A 21,335-nucleotide genomic window follows, 5' to 3' on the forward strand; every position below is an offset into this window, starting at 1 on the left:
GACAGTATCAACCGGGCTCACCGTTTTCTGAGGATAGACCGATGCGTGTTGCAAACTCGCTCAAGACGCTGAAAAAGCGTGACAAAAACTGCCGTGTGATCCGCCGTAAGGGCCGGGTCTACGTCATCAACAAAAAGAACCCACGCTTCAAGGCGCGTCAGGGTTAATTCCGGCTGCTGGCCTGATGGCTAGCGCTGAGAAAATAGAACGGCGGTCCAGCTTCTGGGCCGCCGCTTTTGCGTTTGAGGGCTAGGCCCAAGCGTAAAGCCTGAATGAATCTAAGCCTCGGCGTAGTTCTTTCGCCTCGACATCTTGCCAATGCCAGGATTGAGGGAGTTGGTAGGATCACAGCTCTTGAAGAAGGCCTTCTGCTCATCTGACGCGTGGTAGATGTGTCCGACATTATGCTCTGACGGATATTTTGCACCTCGTTTGTCCAATATTTCCAACATCTTAGATTTGATCTCTTTCGGGTCGTAACCCTTCTTGATCACGTAATCCTGGTGCATGACATGGCAGAAGAAGTGGCCGTAGATCACCCGGTGGCTAATGCCCTGATTGATCTCTGGCGGCAGCTGCTCAAACCAATCGATTTCATTGCGGCGAAGGGCGATGTCGAGCGCCAGAATATCCGATACCTTCTCTGGATTGACGGCGGCATAGCGGACTGGTGCACCCGCGGCGGCAAACCGGTGAAGGCCAGCAACCTTGGCCTCACGCGGGGTACAGGCGAACCAGTCGGTGGTTTCACCATCGATGTTCTCTTTGAGGTAGGCCTCAGCCTCTTCGATCCCGTCATCATGCATCTTAAGGATCAGATGGTGTGGGAACCGCTCATGGAACTCTTCCATCTGCTTAAACAGCGGGTTCGGCCAGAGATAGCTAATCCCTTGCATGATCCGATCGATCAGGTTCTTAGGCAGCAGCGGAATTCTGTTCAGCCGGGCATCGAGCCAACCTTTAAGCGCAAAGATGGTGGGCAGCCGGTCAGTACCCAGCTTGTCGATCATCACCAGCGTGTCTTTGCCGTAGGTTTTGGTGAACTCATACGCCTCTGAGTGCATGTACTCGCCAGACACCGGTAAGGTCTTGAAGTTCCTCAAGACATCCTGGCGCAGCTTGGTCAGGAACGCCGTGTCATGGGTGCCGAGATAGAAGACCTTCTCCCGCTCATTCTTGGCATAGGTGTCGAGGCGGGCAGCAAACACCACAAGCTTACCGGCACAGCCTGAGATGCCGTAGAGGCGTGACGTGTCGGCGTTGTATCGGGATGGTGTGTCCGCATCCACGTCACGGATAACCTCAGGATACTTGGTGTCTGAGGCGTTCCGATTGGTCTTCTCGATGTCCTTTTCCGTGTAATCACCATTCTCAAGCCGGGTGAGCATGGTTTCCGGATCATCGCCAAGCTCTATGCCCAGCTCATTGACCAACTCTAACTTCCCGTCGGCCTTGATCTGCGCATAAAGGGCGAGTTCGGTGTAGGAGGGGCCGCGCTCGCATAACGAGCCGCCGGAATTGTTACAGACACCACCAATGATTGAGGCGCCAATGCTTGAGGAGCCAATTACAGAATGGGGCTGCCGCTCGAACGGTCGTAACATCTTCTCAAGTGAAAATAGGGTCGCACCCGGGAAGCTGATGATCTGCTTGCCGTTATCGAGCAGCTGGATCTGGTTCATCCGATTGGTGCTGAGGATCACCACATCGCGGTCATAGGTGTCCTTGGGCGTGGACCCTTCGGTCAGGCCGGTATTGGCCGCCTGCATGATAATGATCACATCAGCCGCGACGCAGGCTTGCAGAACCCGCCATTGCTCAACCAGCGTGCCGGGGCGCACCACGGCGAGGGCTTCCCCTTCACCAGAGCGATAGCCCTTACAAAACCGCTTCATCGACTTCTGATCGGTGATCACATGGCGTTTGCCAACAATCGCGGTTAGCTCGGCGACCAATCCGTTCTCTTGCATATCCCTCAAACCAGTCTCTCTGTCCGGCAGCTATCACCGGTTGTTTTGATTAGAGATACAGCAGGGAGGGGGGGGCTTGAAATGATCTATCGCAACCTGCGGCCAGTTGGCTTGATTGATCGCTGCTTGCGCCCGGGGCAATTGCTTTGTATGGCCCCTGGCCATGACTGATGCCCCCGCCAATTCATCCACCAATATTGCGACCTTTTCCCGCCAGCACTGGCAGGTAAGTGTGTTTGTCGTGCTGGCATTGATGTTTGGCCTGACTTATCTGGCCGTCTTGCCGCCGCTGAACACGCCAGATGGCCGGGCCCATGCGTTGCGGATAGCGCAGCTAGCCTCTGGTCAGTTCTTACCGGATCGCCTTGATGACGGGCGTTATGGCGGTGAGTTGAGCGAGCGGTTCGTGGCCTATGCCGATGCCAGGGTTACAGGGCAGCCCGAACCGGATTGGCGTTCAATTCCGCCAGATGCCGTGCGGCAGGTCGATTTCTCCAACGCCGCTGCCTTTACACCGCTTGCCCATTTGCCCCAGGCCGCAGGCATGGCGCTGGCCAGCCTGTTTAGTGAGGCACCAGAGGTGCTGGTTATGGGGGCGAGGTTTGGCAACCTGCTGGTCTTCACTTTGTTGGGGGCTTTGGCGGTCTATTTGATGCCGTTTGGGCGGGTCACCCTGGCGCTGGTGCTGTTGCTGCCATTCTCGTTCAGTCAGGCGGCGACGGTTAGTGCCGATGCCCTCAACCTTGCCATGCCGATGGTTTTCCTGGCGTTGATAATGCGCTGGACCGGACTGCCGGCACTCTCAATGCAGCGATATCTGATGCTCGCTGGCTTTGCCGTGGCGCTTGGCCTGTTGAAGCAGACGACGCCTGCCTTTGCGCTGGCCCTAATCTGCCTCTACCGCCCCTTAGGTGGCGGGCCTAAGGCTCTGGTGATGATTGGCTTGCCGGTTCTAGGTGGGCTGACTGTCGCGCTGATGTGGAGTGCGGCCTACCCCTTCTTACCGGGTGAGTACTTCAATCGTGGTGCTGATCCCGCCGCCCAGCTCGCGACAGTTCTGGCGCAGCCCACCCATCTCTTTGCCGTGGTGGCCGACACCATCATGGATCGCTTTTGGATCTACTGGCACAGCGCGATGGGCCTATTCCCGCCAGTGCCAGGTGGGGATGTGTTGAATTGGGTGCCGTTTGGGCTGGCGCTGTTGGTGTTGGTCAATTTGTTGGTTGTAGCCCTGGTCGATGGGCCAGTCCGCCCCGGCCCAAGACGGGGGGCAGCCCTAATCACCATTGGTGCGCTGATCTGTGGTGGGATCATTGCTGCCTTCTGGCTCGCCTTCACAGCGCCGGGGGAGACGATCATTCGCGGCGTTCAGGGGCGCTATCTGACGCCGGCCTACGGCGTGATCGCCTTAGGCCTGACCCTGCTATTCACCCGGCGGGGTTGGTTCCCAGTCTTACGTTACCTGTTGGCGGCTGAATGTCTGTTGGCCTATGCCGCAACGCTGTGGATCGCGTCTGGGTTCTACGGGTCTTGAGCGGGGATCACCTTACCTGGGTTCATCAGGTTCTTTGGGTCGAGTGCCTGTTTCACCGCGCGCATCATGGCGAGCTCGGTCGGTGATTTGTATTTGACCATATCGCTAGTCTTCAGGCGGCCCACGCCATGCTCTGCGCTAAAGCTGCCGCCATGCGCCATCACCAGCGCATGTATAGGCTCAACGATCTCATCCCAATGGCTTAGATAGTCAGCGCGGGTCATGGCTTCTGGCTGCATCATGTTGAAGTGCAGATTGCCATCGCCGATATGCCCAAACACGGTTGGTCTGATCTCTGGCATGATTGCCTTTGCCTTGGCGATACCGGCATCGATGAAGTCCGCGATCCTTGCAACCGGCACGGCGATGTCATGTTTGATTGAGCCGCCCTCAAGACGCTGTGCCTCAACAATCGCCTCGCGAAGATGCCAGAACTCTGCCCGTTCACGGTCGTTCTGGGCCAATACGGCATCCAGAACCGTTTCGCCTTCAATCAGGTTGCCCAGGCTCTCCTCCACCAACTCATTCAGGCGGTCATCTTTCACCCCGGCGGTGATTTCGGCGAGGCCGTACCAAGGGTAGGGGGATTGAAAGGCATCCCGGCAACCATCCATATGTTTGAAGGCCAGTTCCAAACAGGGGCGGGACATCAGTTCAAACGCCTCAACCTGCCCGCCGGTCTTGGCGTTGAGGTCATTGAGAACGGCTAGGGCGTCGGTGGGTGAGGGAACAGCAACCATGGCCGTTACCCGATGTGCCGGGCGCGGCTGCAGCTTTAGGCAGGCACCGGTGATAATGCCCAGCGTGCCCTCACTACCGATGAACAACTGCTTTAGGTCATAGCCGGTGTTGTTCTTGCGCAGGCTGTTCAGCCCATCCCAAATCTGGCCATCGGCTGTAACGACTTCCAGGCCCAGAACTTGATCCCGAGTGTTGCCATAGCGGAGGGTGAGGATGCCGCCCGCATTGGTCGCGATATTCCCGCCAATGCGGCAGGATCCTTCAGCGCCCAGGCTCAAGGGGAAAAAGCGGTCGATCTCTTCCGCCGCTTGTTGGATTTCGGCCAGGATGCAGCCGGCATCGACGGTGATGGTGTTGTCGATCGCATCAATGCCCCTGATGGCCGCCATGCGGTCTAGGGAGATCACCACCGCCTGCTCATCCTTAAACGGCACCGAGCCGCCAACCAGGCTGGTGTTACCGCCTTGGGGGACCATGGCAATGCCATTGGCCGCGCAGCACTTCACCGCCGCGGCAACCTGTTCGGTTGAGTTGGGGCGTAGGATTGCGATGGCTGAGCTCTCAAACTTCCCACGCCATTCGGTGATATAAGCGTTGAAGCGGTCATCACCCGGGGCAATGACGCTGGCCTCACCCAACAGACTTACAAACTGATCAACAGCGTCAGTCATTGGCGAACTCTGCGGTTGCGGCTGCTGCCCGGCGCAGACGGTCATTGATGGCGGCGCCGATACCGTGTTCAGGGATTGGGGCAACAGCGATAGCCTTGGCGCCACTCTCCTCAACCTCCCGCAAGGTTGCGAAGAGGTTTCGCGCCGCCTGGTCCAAATCCCCAACCTTGCTAAGGTTAACGCGCACCGCGCCGCCCTTGGCTGGGAATGGGTTGGGGCCAAAGCCGATATAGGCTTCATCTGCTGCCACCGCATCGCGAACATTGATCCGCAAGGGCAGGCTGGGCGCGTAATGGCGCAGCATTTGTCCTGGTGAGCGGGGGGCTGTGTCCTCTACCGTATCAACCGACGCAATGTCCGGCAGCAGATGGGCAAGGTCATCAGCCGTCACGGCGCCCAGACGCAAGATTGTTGGGGTTGTGCCGCTAAGGTCCAAAACTGTGCTTTCCAGCCCAATCTCGCACTTGCCGCCGCTCAATACGTAATCGATCTCGCCTCTGAAGCCATCGGCCACCATGGCGGCCGTGGTGGGGCTGAGGCGTCCCGATTTATTCGCGCTGGGCGCAACTAAGGGTGCACCAACTGCGGAGATAAGCTCCCTAGCCGTGCCATGGGCGGGTGCACGCACCGCAACGCTTGGTAGGCCGGCTGTGGCTGCCTTCGCCAGCGGCGCATCGTCCCGCTGCGGCAGAATAAGGGTCAGTGGGCCGGGCCAGAACTCACCCATCACCATGGCGGCACGCGCATCGACTCGTGCGATGGTTTCCGCCATATCACGGCCATCCACATGGCAAATTAAGGGGTTCTGCTGTGGGCGCTGTTTGAGGGTGAAAATTGCATCCACAGCCGTAGCATTGGCCGCCAGGGCACCCAGCCCGTAGACCGTCTCAGTGCCAAACGCCACGACACTACCATCCCGTAACGCCTTGGCAGCACGGGCAATTCCGTCGCTGGACGCGGGTAGGATCATCGGCCGGTTTGGGTCGGTATCGGTGGTGGCGGCACTCATAGATGTTTCATCACCATGGTTTGGGCGGGCATGCAAGTCTTCCCCACATGGTGCCGGAAAAGGGGGCCGCGACTTGTCGTAGCGTTTTGCGGCATGTCTACTTGGTTGCATTGCAGCATATCGGCGTTATCGCCGGGTTTTCAGCAGTGACGGAGAGAACGACATGCCCATCATCACAGTTGCCCAGCAAAAGGGCGGTGCGGGTAAGACGACACTGGTTGCCCATCTGGCTATTGCCCTGGCCCAGCGTGGGCTAACCGCCGCCACGGTTGATATCGATCCGCAGGCCTCGCTCTCCCATTGGTATGCTGCCCGGGAAGAGGCGTTGGGTGAGGATGCAACCGGCCTAACCCATCGTCAGATTTCGGGGTGGCGCACCCAGCGCGAGGTGGAAGAACTCGCCAATGAATATGATGTGGTGATTGTCGACAGCGCGCCCCATGCGGAAATGGAGACCAAGAACGCCATTCGCAGCGCCAGCCTGGTTGTTGTGCCGGTGCAGCCGAGCCCAATGGACCTTTGGGCTACCAAGCCAACGCTGGAGCTTGCCGCCGGGGAAAAGGTGACACCCATGTTGGTGTTAAACCGCGTGCCGCCACGCGCCAATTTGGCCGATTTGATTGAGAGGAAGCTGAAGGCGCTGAAAGTGAAGGTCGCGCGATCACAGCTTGGCAACCGGGTCGGCCTTGCCGCCGCGATGATGGACGGGCGAACGATCAGCGAGACCCAGCGCCGCAGCGTCGGCGCCGCTGAAGTTAAGAAGCTAGCCGCTGAGATTTACAAGGCCGCCGGCGGGCAGAAGAAACTGCGCTGAGCTTCTAAACAATACGATGCGCCCGGCACCATAGGCCGAGGGCAGAGGCAACCAGCGCCGACATTGGGAAGAGGATGATCGTACCGATAACTTCCAAGGCCCCAATCGCCGCTGGGTTTTCCGTGCAGCATAGGCTCAACTGATTGGTCAGTGCGGCAAAGGCGGCCAGCGGCAGTGCCGTTAACAGCATTGGCCCGATTAGATAGATCAGCGACATACCGCGTGTGGCCTGCCAAGCATCCTTCGGTTCTGCCACTTTGCCAGTGCTAACCATGGCAAATACCGGGGCAAAGCGCAGGCAGGCATAGCTTGCGATAACAGCCAACACACCGGTGATAATCGAGGCGGTTTCCAGCGCGGGTCTGAAACCAAACTCAAACAGCGCATCCCGTCCGAACCAAGCCGCCATGCGGTGGATGGCGAAAAACTGGTGGTCGATGGAGTGCCAAAGGCCAAAGGCCTGTGACCATAGCCAAAGCGGCGGCGCGACAAGCACGACACCCGCAATGGCAATCCCCAGTTCGCGGAAGCCGAATGGCAGCGGCACGCCCGATTGATGATCATCAAGGGCAACCGTCCGGGTCCATAACCCGGCATGGAGCGCCAAGGCCAAGAAGCTAGCGGTGACTGAGAAGTCCAGGCCGCTAGGTGATGGGCGCTGACTAGCGTCGAGTACCCCCAGGAACGGCAGCGGCAGCGCCATCAGGAAAACAATGCCAATCCAGGGGATGGCATAGCGGACCGACCGATCCGGCTGGCTGAAGACCGCTTGAAAGGTCTCAACCGCGCTTTGCGTGATCTGTCGGCCCAGCTGGCCGTCGCTTTGGCTGGATTGTCCCATAGAACTGAAGAGTAATCTGGCCAGCCCGCTTGTTCGGCGGTCTTAAAGCGCCTGAACGGCGGCTAGCACGGTTTCCACATGGCCAGGCACTTTTACTTTACGCCACTCTTCGCGCAAGACCCCATCACCATCGATCAGGAAGGTTGAGCGCTCAATACCCATATATTTGCGGCCATACATGCTCTTCTCTTTCCAGACCTCATAGGCCTCAGAGACCTGTGTCTCCTCATCAGAGCCGAGGGCGAAGTTCAACTCATGCTTGGCTTTGAACTTGTCATGCTTCTTCACGCTGTCTTTGGACACACCAACGATAACAGCACCGGCAGCCTCGAACTCAGCAAGATGATCACGGAAGCCAATAGCCTCCTTGGTGCAGCCGGAGGTGTCATCCTTCGGATAGAAATACAGGACGACCTTCTTGCCCTTAAGATCGGCGAGTTTGACCTCACCCTCTCCATCGGTGGGCATGGCAAAATCAGGGGCGGGTGAACCAACGGCAACGCTCATGGCGTGAACTCCAGCTATGGTATTTGGATACGGGCCTGCCGCGCCCCGGCGCTTGCGAGATTAGGCGCCGATGATCTCGTCGAATTGGGCGGCAACCGGTCAATGACGGCACTCAAATGTGTTTTCGCAGCCTGGAAGTCAAACGCTGCTTGTTCAGCATTTGCGACTTCTTCCATCAGAATAATCCGGGCTAGTTCTTCCAGGATTGCTGGCGGTGCCTGATTTGGGTCAAAGGCGCCGCTATCATCGGTGATAAGGCGCAGATGGGCACGGACCCGCCGAAACAACCGATGGGCATTAATCAGCCCCTCGGCGACATCTGGCGTGAGCACACCAACCTCGCCTAGGCGGGTTAGGGCGGCGGTTGTGCTGCCGGACAGGATCTGCGGGTGTTGGGCGGCGTAAAGCAGCATCAGATACTGGGCGATGAACTGGATATCGATAATCCCACCGCGCCGATACTTCAGCTGCCAGATAGAGAGTTCGCCATGCTGTTTGGCGATCCGCCCCCGCATATCAGCGACATCCTGCTTGAGTGCGCTGCTGTCCCGCTCTGCCGTCAGGGTTCGATGCAAGATCGCATCAATCTTACCGCGAAGATCGATATCACCGGTCAGCACCCGGGCGCGCGTCAGGGCCATATGTTCCCAGGTCCAGGCATCGCTCGACTGATACTGGGCAAAGCTCTCAAGGCTTACCGCCAGAGGTCCGGCGTTACCCTGTGGTCGTAAGCGAAGATCAGCGTCATAGAGCTTCCCCTCAGCCGTTGGTGCCGTAATTGCAGTCACCAGTCGGGAGGCCAGCTTGATCCAATACTCATTAGGGGATAGGGGGCGCCTGCCATCGGATTCTGGCCGCGACGGATCAACCCGATAGACGAGGACTAGGTCTAGGTCGCTGGTCAGGGTGAGCTGCCCGCTGGCCAGGTTGCCCATGGCAATAATCGATAGGCCGCCACCCTGGAAGTGGCCATGGTTTCTGGAAAACTCTGCCTCGACGAGGGGTTGTAGCGCTTCGAGTGATAGCTCGGCGAGTTGTGCCAGCATCTGTGCCACGCGGTCATGGCTGCTGGCGCCGTTCAGCAGGTGCAAGGCGCCCTGGAACCGCCGTCTCGCTGTCCAACGACGGCAAATATCCAGGCTGTCCTCATACCCCTCTGAAACGCTGAGTTGCTCCTGGAGTTCGAGCTCCAGCTGATGCCGCTTAGGCAGTTGGGTCAGGAAGCCGGGCTCAAGAATACTCTCAAGTAAGCCAGGACGGCGGGTCAGCGTATCGGCAATGGCGGGTGCGAGCCCCAGCACCTTAGCCAGTAGCGCCGGCAACCCAACCGTATTCCGCAGCAGGGCAAAGAGTGGGGCACCTGCAGATAGCTGACCAAGGAAGTCATCCAGCCGGTTTAAGACCCGGTCCGGCTCAGGCATTGCGGCGGTGGCTTGCAGCAGGTCGTCAAGCGAGGCATCCAGCAGTTCGCGTGCCCGTTCCGCTTCCGTTGCCTTGATCTCACCCCGTTGCCAACGCCCAACAATCGAAGCCGCCCGGTCACCATCATCAAAGCCAAGCTCGGTTAGCCTTTGGGCCAGATTGTCTATGGCTTTTGGTCCCGGGTTTGGTGTTCGATTTGCATTGAAGAGTGAGTCGTAACTCGTTGTTACAGTTTCTAAATGCTGATTCAGCTCAGCTTTAAGGTTGGTGGGTGTTGTGGCGAGGCTATCCGCCAAATCCACCCAGCCATCATCGGTGATTGGTAGGCTGTGGGTCTGCTGGTCTTCACGCATTTGAAGCCGGTGCTCGACCTGGCGGAGGCAATGATAAGCATCGGTTAGTTGGTCACGCCGTTCGGCATCCAATCGGCCACTCTCGACCAGGCGATCCAGGGCATCGAGGGTGCGGTAGATGCGTAGGCCTGGATCTTGCCCGGCGAACAACAGCTGTTGGGCCTGGGCGAAGAATTCGATCTGTCGGATCCCGCCCGGATCTAGCTTCACGTTGAAGCCGTTTAGATCGCTGCTATTGCGGGCTTGGTTGTCATCGATCTTGCGCTTGATGGCGTTGATATCTTCCAGCGCCATGAGGTCACTGCCAGCACGCCAGACCCAGCGACGTAACATGGTCATCAGATGGTTAACCGGCCCGGGGTCGCCGATAATTGGTCGGGCCTTAATCATCGCAGCCCGTTCCCAGGTCAGCGCCTGGCTCGTGTAGTAGGTGACCGCGGCGGGTAGGGCGACCGCAAGTGGTGTTGAGGCGGGATCTGGCCGCAACCGCAGATCGGTTCTGAATACATAACCATCGGCAGTTCGCCGCTCGAGCAGCGTGACCAAATCTCTCGCCAACCGGCTATACGCAACCGGGGCATCAAATCGATCAAGCTTGGTGGCAGCCGGGTCGTAGAAGAGGATCAGGTCGATATCGCTGGAGTAGTTGAGCTCACCAGCGCCCAGCTTACCCATGCCCAGAACGATAAGACCGCTGCCCAATTCGGGGCGCTCTGCATGCTCGGCCTCAATGCCCAGCTTGGCCTGGTGGTAGCGCAGCAGGAACCTAATCGCCGTCTGGATAAGGCGATCAGCGCTATGGCTCAGCGCCGTGGTGATCGCGGTGAGATCCCAGAGCTCGAGAAAATCACCGAGGGCAATCACCAAATGGGCCCGGTTTTTTGCGATCCGCAGATGTTTTGACGCCTGATCAAAATCATCGGTGGCGGCCACTGCCTGCTCTGCACTTGCGAGTGCAGCCTCAAGGCTTTCTGGCAGCGGTTTGGCGAGCAGGTCGCCCCCGTCATCCGCCGCCTGCATCAGGGATTGGCTTAGATAGGGTGAGAAGGCGCAGAGCCGGTTCAGCCCATCGGTAAGGGCATTCTGGGCGACTAGTTCCGGGGAATCGCGGCCCTCTAGCTCGGCCAAATTGGTGCGCCATGCCTCGAACCGCTCATGCCAAGCTGATTTCCCCCCAGTCGAGGGGTGTTCGGCGAGGCTTATCGGCGTGGTGGTGGGCAGATCGGCCAACATGTTGAGGCGCTTACGCTTAAGCAGGGGTGCAATGGCTGGTTCAATCCCCATCTACTAGCAGCGATGTGAGTGTCTGTGCGGGATAATTGTCGTGATCCCTGCGCGGAGGTGGCTACGATAGGGCCCATGAGTAACGAGGCAGAGCCAATCGAAGAACCAGCCGAGGCGCCGGAACAGCCCAGCACGGGCCAATCCGGCCAATCCGGTAACCGCTTGTGGCGTGGTTGTCGCCGTGGCGCCATACTCTGCATGGAGGGGGCGGCCATGGTCACCGGCCTGTTGGTGATCCTCGCGGTCATCCTTGGCTGGCGCCTGTCGAATGGCCCTCTGCACTTTGATTTCCTGACCGAGGATGTGACCGAGGCGCTAAACGCCGCCGCTGACCCGTTAACGGTTGAGATCGGTGACCTCGCCATTGTCTGGGATAACAGTGAGGCTCGGCTGAAGCTGACGGCCCAGCAAATACTGGCGCGCCGGAGTGATGGTGGGCTTGCAGCCCAGATCCCCCAGGCTGAATTGGCGCTGGATATTCTGCAGCTGATACGTGGCCGCTGGGTGCTTCAGGAAATCACCCTCATTGATCCAACGATCCGGATGACCAGGTTGGCCGATGGCCGCCTGACCGTCGACCTAAGCCGCACGGCGACAGAAGTAGCCCCCTCGGTGCCACCGACACCTATCCCTGCACCAACGCCCAGCGACGATGGTCAGTCCTTAACTGCCACCACGACCAATGAGCTTGAGCAGGCGATCACCGCCTTCTTGGCAATTCTGGACGCCGGGGCCGGTGGCCGGGCATCGGTGCTCGAGGCCGTCGCGATACGGGATGGTAGCGTGTTGGTGGTCGATCAGATGGAGGATCGGCGGCTTCGCCTCCATGGCTTGGATATCTCGGTTTTGAGAACGCTTGAGGGCTTGGCGCTGATTGGGAATGCCGAGCTGCAGCCGGACTTTGGTCGCCCATCCTTTGATGTGACCGGACGCCTCGACCTGGCGGCGGACAGCATGGATCTAAGCGGCACAATAGCCGTCGATCAGCTGCCACTCAGCATGGTGACCGAGACGGCGCGCATTCAAGCGGGCGTCGATCTCTCAAAATATACGATTGGTGAGACCCATCTGGTGGCGAGCTTGTCCTGGGATTGGCCAGCCATCACCACAATGGGCAGTGGGATTGCTGGCCTTCGGTTGACGGTTAATCAGGAGCCGGACGAGACCCTATTCATCCCAGTTGATGAGGCGACACGTGTTCCGTTGAGTGATCTGCAGGTGGCTGTCACCTACGATCAGGATGCGGGTCGTATTGAGGTTGTCGATACTGCCGTCACAGTTGGCGAGGCAACGATTGAGCTCAGCAGTGTTGCGTTGTTGGAGGATGGGGCTTGGCAGGTTGACGCCGATATTGGCGTGCCCCTCTTGCCCGTACCGTCAACTCTTCAGCTACTGCCAGAGAAGACTGGCATTGCCGGGCTCGATTGGTCCCGCCGCAACGTACGGAGCGGTGTGATCACCGATCTTAAAGCTGACCTGTCGCTCGCCGTGCCGGTTGATGCCCCGGCGACATTTTCAGTTGAGGATCTGACGGGCACCTTCGCCCTTGCCGATGCCACGGTTCAGTACCAATGGGCCTTACCACCCGCGACCGAGGTTGTGGGGACTGGCACCTTCAATACCGAGGCGGTGGTGCTGACCCTGCCATCTGGCCGTATCCATACCGTCCAGGCGCGCGATACCACTGTCACCATTGATGAGTTTGATGCCGAGTTCCCCAATCTTGTGGTCGATGGCTTTGCCCGTGGTCCGTTTAAAGATGTGATGACCGCGTTGAACCACCCGCGCTTTGGGTATGCTGATTTCCTCGGTCTCGATCTTGATGAGCTGGCGGGCACGGTCGATACCAAGATGCGCTTCGAACTGCCGCTCCGCGCTGGTCTGCCAGCGGAGGAGGTTGAGGTAGATGTCGATGGCAATCTTATCGGCGGTGCCACGAACGCCATCTTCGCGGATTTGCCGATCAGCAATGCCAATCTAGCCATGACCATTGATGGTGAGGGGCTTCGGGCCCGGGGGGATGTCACCGCCGGGGCCTTGCGCTTGAGCATCAGCTGGCATCAGTTCTTCAGCCTACAGCGTGCCGTTGGCACCGCCCTCGACTTCAGCGGTCGCATCACGGCCGATGAGTTGGAGGAGGCTGGGCTGCCAGTGTCATCCTATCTTGGGGGCGCTGTTGAGGTGAATGGTCGGGTAGTCGATTACAATGGCGATCACAATGGTGGCGCCACCGAGGTTCAGGCTGCCGTTGAGTTAACCGACACAACCCTAACGCTTGAGACCGCCGGTTTGGACGCAGCGCCAGCCACCGGCAGTATTCTTGCCAATATAAAGATTGAACCGAGCGGCGGCACCGATCTTTCGAGCCTGGCCATTGATATTGATATCGAGGGTGCGGGCCCACTCTCCGTCAGTGCGGTTGGACGGGTTGAGCCAGAGGGCGACTTAGGTATTCGTGCCAATCGTATCCGTTGGGGTGTCACCGACGTGGCAGTCGCCTTTGACAAGGCGGCTAGCGGCGATTGGGATCTCACGGTTGAAGGGCCAACCCTAGACTTGCGCCCCTTCCTCGGGGATGCCGAAGAAGCTGCAGAGGAAGCCCCGGTGCCGGATGGCGCGCGCGCCGGTTGGATGGATGGCGGTGGTGGTGATTGGGTGTCCGATGATGGCCATCGGCGCACCATTATCTACGCCGTTGAGCGTGTGTTGATGGAAGAGGGCGTGGTCTGGCAAGAGCTGCGCGGACAAACCGAGCTCGCCCCGCAAAGTTGGCCATCCGTCCTGATCCAGGGTGATGTGGGTGGTTCACCGGTCACGATTGAGATGTCCGGTGATCGTCAGCAGCCCCTAGAACTCACCATCGATATTGGTGATCTGGGTGGTGTTTTGGCTGCCTATGATTCCGGTGTGCCTGTCCGTGGTGGTCGGCTTCGCTTTGATGGCACTGGTGAACCATGGTCACGCTCTGCCTTGGTGTTAGATGGTGCTGTGGCGTTGGAAGACTTCCGTCTGGCCGACACCCCAGCGCTGGCACAGACGGTGACCGTGTTGACCGAAGAGGGGCTGGTTAGCCTCGATCCCAATGCAGGCTTTGGCTTTGACCGGTTTGAGGCCGAGTTGCTGTTCAAGGATGGCAAGCTGCAGGTCAGTGATGGCCGAGCACGGGGTGGGCAGTTTGGCTTTACCCTTGATGGTCTCGTCGACCTTGATGCCCAGACCCTAGACCTGAATGGGACCCTGGTACCGGTCTATACGCTGAACAGCTTTATTGGTGCGATCCCTCTAATCGGCACCTTGCTGACCGGTGGGGATGGTGAGGGGTTGTTTGCCGCCAGCTATACCGTTGATGGCCCGTTTGATAACACCGATCTCAGCATTAATCCGCTCTCGGCCCTGGCACCTGGCATCATCAGAACGCTGCTGTTCAGCCCCGAGGACCCAACCATTGAGGGGGCGTCAGGCGATCAGCAGGAAGCGCTGGCGCCACCACCGGGAATGGTCGATCATGGCGGCTGACCGCTAATCACCGACGAACACCTCACTGCAACGAGACTGAAACGAGAGTTGATGCGATGACCGCTGCGTCTTGGCCTGCCATCCCCTATGACCGGTTTCAGACGACCGGCCAAAGCTTGCACATGTGGTTACAGATCGTTGGTAAGTTCCGACTGCTGCTAACCCCATGGATCAACCATTCCTGGCATGCCGTGTTCTACGTTAATGAGCGCGGGCTCAGTACCGGGCCGATCCCGGGCGACGGGGTTCAGTATGTGGGGCAGTTCGATTTTATCGATCACCGATTTGAGCTGCGTTCCTCCACCGGTCAATCGATCGGCTTCCGGCTGGAGCCCATGCCAGTTGCTGAGTTCTATCGACAGTTTATTGGGGCGGTAGAGGGTCTAGGGGCACCCAGTAACATTCACCACGCGCCGAATGAGGTGCCGGAGCCGGTACCCTTCCGTGATCAGACGGCACCTGGTGCCTACGACCCCATGGCCGCTCATGATTTCTGGCAGGCATTGATCCGCATTGATGCGGTGTTCAGCCATTTCCGCACGAGCTTCCTCGGCAAGGTCAGCCCGTCGCATTTCTTCTGGGGTAGCTTTGATCTGGCGGTCACTCGGTTCTCGGGTCGATCAGCGCCGCTGCATCCTGGGGGCTTTCCGGCCTTGCCGGATCCGATCACCCAGGAGGCCTATTCCCATGAGGTAAGCTCAGCCGGGTTTTGGCCTGGCGGTGGTGGTGTGGATGGGGCGTGCTTCTATTCCTACGCCTATCCGGTGCCCGCGGGCTTTGATACCGCGAAGGTCGAGCCAGCGGCCGCCTATTTCCATGAGAGCCTGGGCGAATTTGTCCTGCCCTATGCTGCTGTCCGGGAGGCTGATGATCCCGCTGCCATGCTGATGGCGTTCCTGCGGTCGACCTACAACGCTGCCGCTGATCTCGGTGACTGGGATCGGGACAGCCTCGATGCTCCACTTGGCGAGCGAAGGGTGCCGCGCGCGGTTACTTGAGGTCGAAGAATAAGAGCTCAATATCGCTGACGGCCTCAATCGGCCAATCGGCGGGGCCCTCGAACTCAAGCCCATCACCGGCGACCAGTCGCTCATCACCGATTTTAGCGATGCCATCGACCACCTGAATAAACCCGCCATGCCCGGCAGGGATCGGGCGTTGTGCCGTTTGGCCATCGCTTAAAGCCAGACGGTGCAAGGTCATGTCTTGGCCGATGGTCACACCTGGCTGGCTCTCATCGGGGCTGGCCAGTAACTGCCAGCCGTCCTCTGGCGCGGGGAGGGCCGTTTGCTTATAGCCAGGTGCCGTGCCGCGCTCTTTGGGTAAAACCCAAATCTGGAGGAAGTGAACGGGATCGGTTTGGGAGGCATTCATCTCGGAATGGGTGATGCCGCTGCCCGCCGACATGCGCTGGATTTCACCCGGCTTGATGATAGAGCCATTGCCGAGGGAATCCTCATGCCGCAAGGCGCCATCGATCACATAGGTGATGATCTCCATATCCGCATGTTTGTGAGAGCCGAAACCAGCGCCGGGGATCACATGATCCTCATTGATTACCCGAAGGCTTCGGAAACCCATCCGGCTTGGGTCACTGAACCCACCGAATGAGAAGGTGTGGCGGCTGTCCAACCAGCCGGTCTTGGTATGGCCGCGAAGGTCACGTTCATGCAGGCGGTTCATGGGTTAAGCCTCTTTGGGATCGCTGACATCCGGCCCTTCTTGGTTCAGTCGGTTGCGGAGGTCCTCGGCATCATTACGCCGCAGCTGTTCGATGATTTCATCGGCCTCAAGCTCTGAGCTTCCGAGGCCCCGTAAGGCTGCGTGACCGAGGGCAAAGCCAGCCTCTTGGGTTTCCAGCACGACGAAATCAGCATGACGTCGGCGCAGCCGTACCTCATGGGTCCGGTTGTAGGCCCGCACCAGGGTTTTTGCCTGCGGGAAGTGGCGCTGCACGATCTCCAGCTGGTGATCGACGGCGGCCATATTGTTGGAACAGATGACGATGATTGAGGCATGGGCCGCCCCGGCCGCCTGCAGAACCTCGCGCCGACCGCCTTCACCGAAATAGACAATGGCGCCGGAGCCGCGGGCACGGACCACGCGACGTGGATCATTGTCGATCATGGTAACCGGGATGTCCTGGGCCATCAGTGCCTCGGCAGCGACCTGGCCAACCCGGCCAAAGCCGATGATCAGCCCGCGTGCATGGCCAGGCTCGCCATTCTCTGGCGCGTCGTCTTCCGCTGTCAGGCTGCGGTTTGCCAGCTTCATCAAGAACCGCTCAATCAGCGGGGAGACCATCATGGATAGGGTGATGATCACGACCACCAGAGAGCCGAGCTGGGATGACAGCAAGCCGCTTAATGTGGCGGCGGAGAACAGGACAAACCCGAACTCACCATGTTGGGAGAGGGTGGCCGCCACCTTCAATGCGGCCTTATGGTCGCTGCCAAACAAGCGGCCAGCGATATAGACGCCGGTGATCTTAAGGCCGACGGTTATCGGCAGGGCGATCGCAATTGTCAGGATGTTGGCAATTACCGCATCCAGGTTTAGCGACAGGCCAATGGCCATGAAGAACAGGCCGAGGAACAGGCCCCGAAACGGCTCAATATCTGCCTCTAGCTCATGCCGATAAGACGATTCTGCCAGCATCACGCCAGCGATAAAGGCGCCCATGGCATAGGACAGGCCAACCATATCCATTAGCAGGGCGGCACCAATGACCACGCCAAGGGCGCTGGCGGTCATGATCTCCGGTGTTCTGGCCTGCGCCAGTCGGCGGAACATCGGGTCCAACCCATAGCGGCCAATTAGGACCAGCAAGACAATCGCCAGCACGCCGAGAATGACCGAGGTGGTAGCCTCAACTGGGTCGCCGGTTGAGCCGCCTGCCGATAGCAACTGCACCATCAACAGCAACGGCACGATGGCCATATCCTCAAATAGGAGGATTGATAGAGCCGAGCGCCCGGTTGGTGTGCCGCGCTGACCCTTCTCATCCAAACCCTGCATGACCAACGCGGTTGAGGAGAGGGCGAGACCCAAGGCCACGGTGATCGCAACCTTGGGCTCAAGGCCATAAAGTGTGGCTGGAACGAATAAGAGGGCACCGCAGATCATGACCTGCATGAAGCCCCGGCCAAAAATCTCTTTGCGCATCCCCCAAAGGTGATCGGGCCGAAGCTCAAGACCGATAACGAAGAGGAACAACACCACTCCAAACTCGGCGAAGTGGAGCAATTCCTCAGGGTGCTTAGAGTAGCTGAGCGTTAGCAGCGCGCCGGCGCAAATCCCGGCGGCGAGATATCCAATAATTCGCCCGAAACCGAGCTTCTTAACCAGTGGGACCCAGATACAGGCGAGCACGATGAGGCTAAGCGCCTCGGCAAAGTGCCACTCCAACGGATCGAAATTGAATTCCATTCAGTACTCGTATCGCCGATTGCCGGTCTGATTGCTGGGGGATACCATGCCCGAACGCAGGGATACTCCATTGAGTTGGATCAAAGAAGTGGCAGATTGGTTTTATCAACACCGGGGTGAGGCTATTGGGCCCGTTGAAGGGTCAGAGATTGCCTCAATGCTCGACAGTGGCGCGATCGGCGACACCACGCTGATCCGCTCTGCTGCGAGTGATAAGTGGATGGAGGCGTGGGAGGTTGACCACGCCAAGCTGATGTCCGCCACCCTCGATGACCGGCATGAGGAAGGGTATGTCACCCCGGCCACCGCCTGGCGCCGGATTGTCGCCTATGTGTTGGATGCTTTTATCATCAATATCTTAGCGACCGTTTCTGCCTATGCCCTTGGCATCTTCGATGGGGCTGAGGGGGATTTCGGCGAGCAGATGACCACCAGCTTCCTGTTCGCGCTAATGGTCTCATGCCTCTACTACGGCGCAACCATTGGCAGCCACCTGCAAGCGACAGTTGGTAAGCGGGCCATGGGCTTGCGGGTGATCCGTACCACCGGGGCGCCAGTTGGATATATTCGGGGTGGGATGCGGCCGATCCTCTACCTCGTCTCGGGCATTCCATTGCTGATCGGCTTCATCATGGCGTTCTTCCATAATGAGCGCGCAACGCTGCATGACCATATCCTGGGCACGCGCATGATCCTTGTTGATCATTAGGCCCAGGGCTTTTGGGTTTCTGCGGTTAGGCAGCCACCACGCGCACATGCTTTTTCTTCCCGGCGGATAGCTGCGCTTGGCCATCGGCATCCAGCTCGGCGCTGGTCACAGTTGCATCCTGATCTTTCACCTGGTCGCCGTTTACCCGGGCGCCGCCACCTTTGATCAAACGGCGTGCTTCACCCTTAGAGGCGGTAAGGCCAGCCTCAACCAGCAGATCAATGAGGCTGATGCCACCATCAAGGCGATCCTTGGCGATATCGAGGGTTGGGATATCGGTGCCCAGATTGCCCTGCTCAAAGGTTTGCCGTGCCGTTTCAGCCGCCTGATTGGCGGCCTCATCGCCGTGGCAGAGGCGAGTTGCCTCAAAGGCCAGGACCTTCTTGGCCTCATTGATCTCCTGTCCCTCAAGCCGTGATAGGCGGTCAATTTCATCAAGTGGCAGTTCGGTGAACAGCTTCATGAACCGGGCAACATCCGCATCCTCGGTATTGCGCCAGTATTGGTAGTAGTCATAAGCGCTCAGCCGGTCCTCATTGAGCCAGATGGCACCCGCGGCGGTCTTGCCCATCTTGGCACCGGATGAGGTGGTGAGCAGCGGCGTGGTCAGCCCATAGAGGGACATACCCTGCATCCGGCGGCCAAGTTCGACGCCGTTTACGATGTTGCCCCATTGGTCAGAGCCACCCATCTGCAGGGCAACGCCGTGACGCTTATTTAGCTCAACGAAGTCATAGGCCTGCAGGATCATGTAGTTGAATTCGAGGAAGGTGAGGGGCTGCTCCCGTTCCAGGCGCAGCTTCACACTATCGAAGGTCAGCATCCGATTGATGGTGAAGTGCCGCCCAACCTCACGTAGCAGGGGGATATAGGCGAGTTCATCCAGCCAATCCGCATTGTTGACCACCACAGCATCGGTTGGGCCATCACCGAAGGTCAGAAACTTCTCAAACACCCGCCGGATACCGGCGATGTTCTCGTTAATCTTGTCATCGGTCAGCAGTTGCCGCGCTTCATCCTTGCCGGAGGGGTCGCCAATCTTGGTCGTACCGCCACCCATTAGGACGATGGGCTTATGGCCACTCTTCTGCAGGTGGCGCAGCATCATAATCGGTAGGAGGGAGCCCGCATGCAGGCTGTCCGCCGTCGCATCAAAGCCGATATAGGCGGGAATGACCTGGTTTTGCGCCAGATCGTCTAACGCCTTGGCATCGGTGCATTGGTGGATAAAGCCACGACCCTCAAGGGTCTGCAGAAAGTCTGATTTATACGTCGACATTGCGGGCAAATATGGTTGGATAAGCGGGTCAGTTTTTAGCGCCGGAATGTTGTAGGCGCTGCAAGCGACGGCGACAACCGCCGAACGAGCATCACACGCTTGCAGGTGCACTCATAAAGGGGGCAGCTGTTGATGACCGGTACCGATAAACCGATCTGGGCTATTGGCCTGATGAGTGGCACGTCCCTCGACGGGGTTGATGCCGCATTGCTTCGCACCGATGGTGAGGGGTTTGTTGAGGCTGGTTATGGCTTCACCCAACCGTATGAGCAGGGCTTTCGAGATCGCCTCCGGGCCCATTTTGGCAAGGCGGCCGCACCGGCGGATGTGGTTAAGGACCTGACCCTCTATCACGCCCAGGCGATTGACCTGGTTCTGCGTCACACCGGCATGACGGCGGCCGATATTGGCGTTGTCGGTTTTCACGGTCAGACCATCCACCATGATGCCCCGGCGGGGATCACAGTTCAGATCGGCGATGGGCCATTGCTGGCCAAGATGACCGGTATGCCAGTCGTGGATCAGATGCGGCTCGCTGATATGGCAGCGGGCGGGCAGGGCGCACCGCTAGCCCCGGCATTCCATGCTGCAATGGGGTCAGGGCACCGTGACCTGCCCTGTGGTTTTTTGAACATGGGTGGGGTGGCCAACATCACCTATCTGGCGCCGGAAACTGCCGATGGTCTGCCCGAACCAATTGCCTTCGACACCGGGCCCGGCAACGCGTTGATCGATGATTGGGCGCTGACCCATACCGGACAGCCATTTGATAAGGACGGTGCACTCGCGGCCGCTGGGAAGGTGAATGACGAGGTGTTGGCCCAGTTGTTGGCCAATCCATATTTCAACCGGCCATATCCGAAATCGGCAGATCGTGGTGAGTTCATTGATCCAGCGATGGACACGCTGTCACCAGAAGATGGTGCCGCGACATTGGTTCAGTTCACGGTTGAGAGTATTGCCCGGGGGATTGAGAGCCTACCGACCAAGCCAACCCGTTGGTGGACCAGCGGTGGTGGCCAGCATAACCCACAGATTATGGCGGGGCTTAAACAGCGCCTGGTACCGGCTGAGATTGAGCCGGTGGAGGCGATTGGTTGGTCGGGCGATATGGTTGAGGCCTGGGCCTTTGCCTATCTGGCCGTCCGCTCACTAAAGGGGCTGCCGCTCAGCTTCCCCGGCACAACCGGCGTTAAGGCGCCGGTCACCGGTGGTCATTTGCATCAGCCGTCAGATCGAGCGGCCTGATAAGAGGT

The 21,335-nt window shown here is 58.8% G+C and carries 16 protein-coding genes; 7 read left to right on the forward strand and 9 right to left on the reverse strand.

What is annotated here, in order from left to right; all coding sequences use genetic code 11:
* The first annotated feature begins 41 nt into the window (after positions 1–41).
* Complete coding sequence (ykgO, locus tag KI792_04445) at positions 42–167, forward strand: type B 50S ribosomal protein L36 (GenBank protein MBV6632270.1); 126 nt, start codon at positions 42–44, stop codon at positions 165–167.
* A 111-nt stretch (positions 168–278) separates the two neighbouring features.
* Here the strand turns inward: ykgO and dld are convergent, their stop codons facing one another.
* Positions 279–1,970 carry a D-lactate dehydrogenase gene (gene dld / locus KI792_04450; protein MBV6632271.1) on the reverse strand — a complete coding sequence of 564 codons (1,692 nt, stop codon included), beginning with the start codon at positions 1,968–1,970 and terminating at the stop codon, positions 279–281.
* Positions 1,971–2,133: 163 nt separating this feature from the next.
* Here dld and KI792_04455 point away from each other — a divergent pair, with 163 nt between their 5' ends.
* On the forward strand, positions 2,134–3,504 hold the full coding sequence (locus KI792_04455; protein ID MBV6632272.1) for a DUF2142 domain-containing protein: 1,371 nt from the start codon (positions 2,134–2,136) through the stop codon (positions 3,502–3,504).
* Here the strand turns inward: KI792_04455 and KI792_04460 are convergent.
* Positions 3,492–4,916: an FAD-binding oxidoreductase gene (locus KI792_04460; GenBank protein MBV6632273.1), complete on the reverse strand. Its 1,425-nt coding sequence runs from the start codon at positions 4,914–4,916 to the stop codon at positions 3,492–3,494. The genes KI792_04455 and KI792_04460 overlap by 13 nt on opposite strands.
* A complete protein-coding gene (locus KI792_04465) occupies positions 4,909–5,886 on the reverse strand; it encodes a threonylcarbamoyl-AMP synthase (GenBank protein MBV6632274.1) in 978 nt (325 codons plus the stop codon). The genes KI792_04460 and KI792_04465 overlap by 8 nt, the downstream gene beginning before the upstream one ends.
* Positions 5,887–6,088: 202 nt before the next feature.
* Between KI792_04465 and KI792_04470 the strand changes: the two genes are divergently transcribed.
* On the forward strand, positions 6,089–6,739 hold the full coding sequence (locus KI792_04470; protein ID MBV6632275.1) for a ParA family protein: 651 nt from the start codon (positions 6,089–6,091) through the stop codon (positions 6,737–6,739).
* 4 nt (positions 6,740–6,743) lie between these two features.
* Here the strand turns inward: KI792_04470 and KI792_04475 are convergent, their stop codons facing one another.
* From KI792_04475 to KI792_04485, 3 genes are read right to left on the reverse strand one after another with little or no spacing between them, the layout of a single operon-like run.
* On the reverse strand, positions 6,744–7,580 hold the full coding sequence (locus KI792_04475) for a hypothetical protein (protein MBV6632276.1): 837 nt from the start codon (positions 7,578–7,580) through the stop codon (positions 6,744–6,746).
* A gap of 42 nt (positions 7,581–7,622) precedes the next feature.
* Positions 7,623–8,087 carry a thioredoxin-dependent thiol peroxidase gene (bcp, locus tag KI792_04480; GenBank protein ID MBV6632277.1) on the reverse strand — a complete coding sequence of 155 codons (465 nt, stop codon included), beginning with the start codon at positions 8,085–8,087 and terminating at the stop codon, positions 7,623–7,625.
* A gap of 14 nt (positions 8,088–8,101) precedes the next feature.
* Positions 8,102–11,146, reverse strand: coding sequence for a bifunctional [glutamine synthetase] adenylyltransferase/[glutamine synthetase]-adenylyl-L-tyrosine phosphorylase (locus KI792_04485; GenBank protein ID MBV6632278.1), 3,045 nt, complete (start codon positions 11,144–11,146; stop codon positions 8,102–8,104).
* A gap of 75 nt (positions 11,147–11,221) precedes the next feature.
* Here KI792_04485 and KI792_04490 point away from each other — a divergent pair, with 75 nt between their 5' ends.
* Positions 11,222–14,662, forward strand: coding sequence for a hypothetical protein (locus KI792_04490; GenBank protein MBV6632279.1), 3,441 nt, complete (start codon positions 11,222–11,224; stop codon positions 14,660–14,662).
* A gap of 56 nt (positions 14,663–14,718) precedes the next feature.
* On the forward strand, positions 14,719–15,660 hold the full coding sequence (locus KI792_04495; protein MBV6632280.1) for a hypothetical protein: 942 nt from the start codon (positions 14,719–14,721) through the stop codon (positions 15,658–15,660).
* On the opposite strand, the gene KI792_04500 is transcribed toward KI792_04495, so the two are convergent.
* Both KI792_04500 and KI792_04505 read right to left on the reverse strand, forming a co-directional pair.
* Positions 15,653–16,345 (reverse strand): pirin family protein, encoded by a 693-nt coding sequence (locus KI792_04500; protein ID MBV6632281.1) that lies wholly within the window; start codon positions 16,343–16,345, stop codon positions 15,653–15,655. The two genes, KI792_04495 and KI792_04500, sit on opposite strands and share 8 nt — an antisense overlap.
* 3 nt (positions 16,346–16,348) lie before the next feature.
* Positions 16,349–18,091: a monovalent cation:proton antiporter-2 (CPA2) family protein gene (locus KI792_04505; protein MBV6632282.1), complete on the reverse strand. Its 1,743-nt coding sequence runs from the start codon at positions 18,089–18,091 to the stop codon at positions 16,349–16,351.
* 88 nt (positions 18,092–18,179) lie between these two features.
* On the opposite strand from KI792_04505, the gene KI792_04510 reads away from it, so the two are divergent.
* Positions 18,180–18,800 carry an RDD family protein gene (locus tag KI792_04510; GenBank protein ID MBV6632283.1) on the forward strand — a complete coding sequence of 207 codons (621 nt, stop codon included), beginning with the start codon at positions 18,180–18,182 and terminating at the stop codon, positions 18,798–18,800.
* Positions 18,801–18,825: 25 nt separating this feature from the next.
* Here KI792_04510 and KI792_04515 read toward each other — a convergent pair whose 3' ends face one another.
* Positions 18,826–20,079 carry a tyrosine--tRNA ligase gene (locus tag KI792_04515; protein ID MBV6632284.1) on the reverse strand — a complete coding sequence of 418 codons (1,254 nt, stop codon included), beginning with the start codon at positions 20,077–20,079 and terminating at the stop codon, positions 18,826–18,828.
* Positions 20,080–20,205: 126 nt separating this feature from the next.
* Here KI792_04515 and KI792_04520 point away from each other — a divergent pair, with 126 nt between their 5' ends.
* Positions 20,206–21,327, forward strand: coding sequence for an anhydro-N-acetylmuramic acid kinase (locus KI792_04520; protein MBV6632285.1), 1,122 nt, complete (start codon positions 20,206–20,208; stop codon positions 21,325–21,327).
* The last annotated feature ends 8 nt before the right edge of the window (positions 21,328–21,335 follow it).

The organism is Alphaproteobacteria bacterium SS10 (genome assembly GCA_019192455.1).
Classification (GTDB): domain Bacteria; phylum Pseudomonadota; class Alphaproteobacteria; order TMED2; family TMED2; genus TMED2.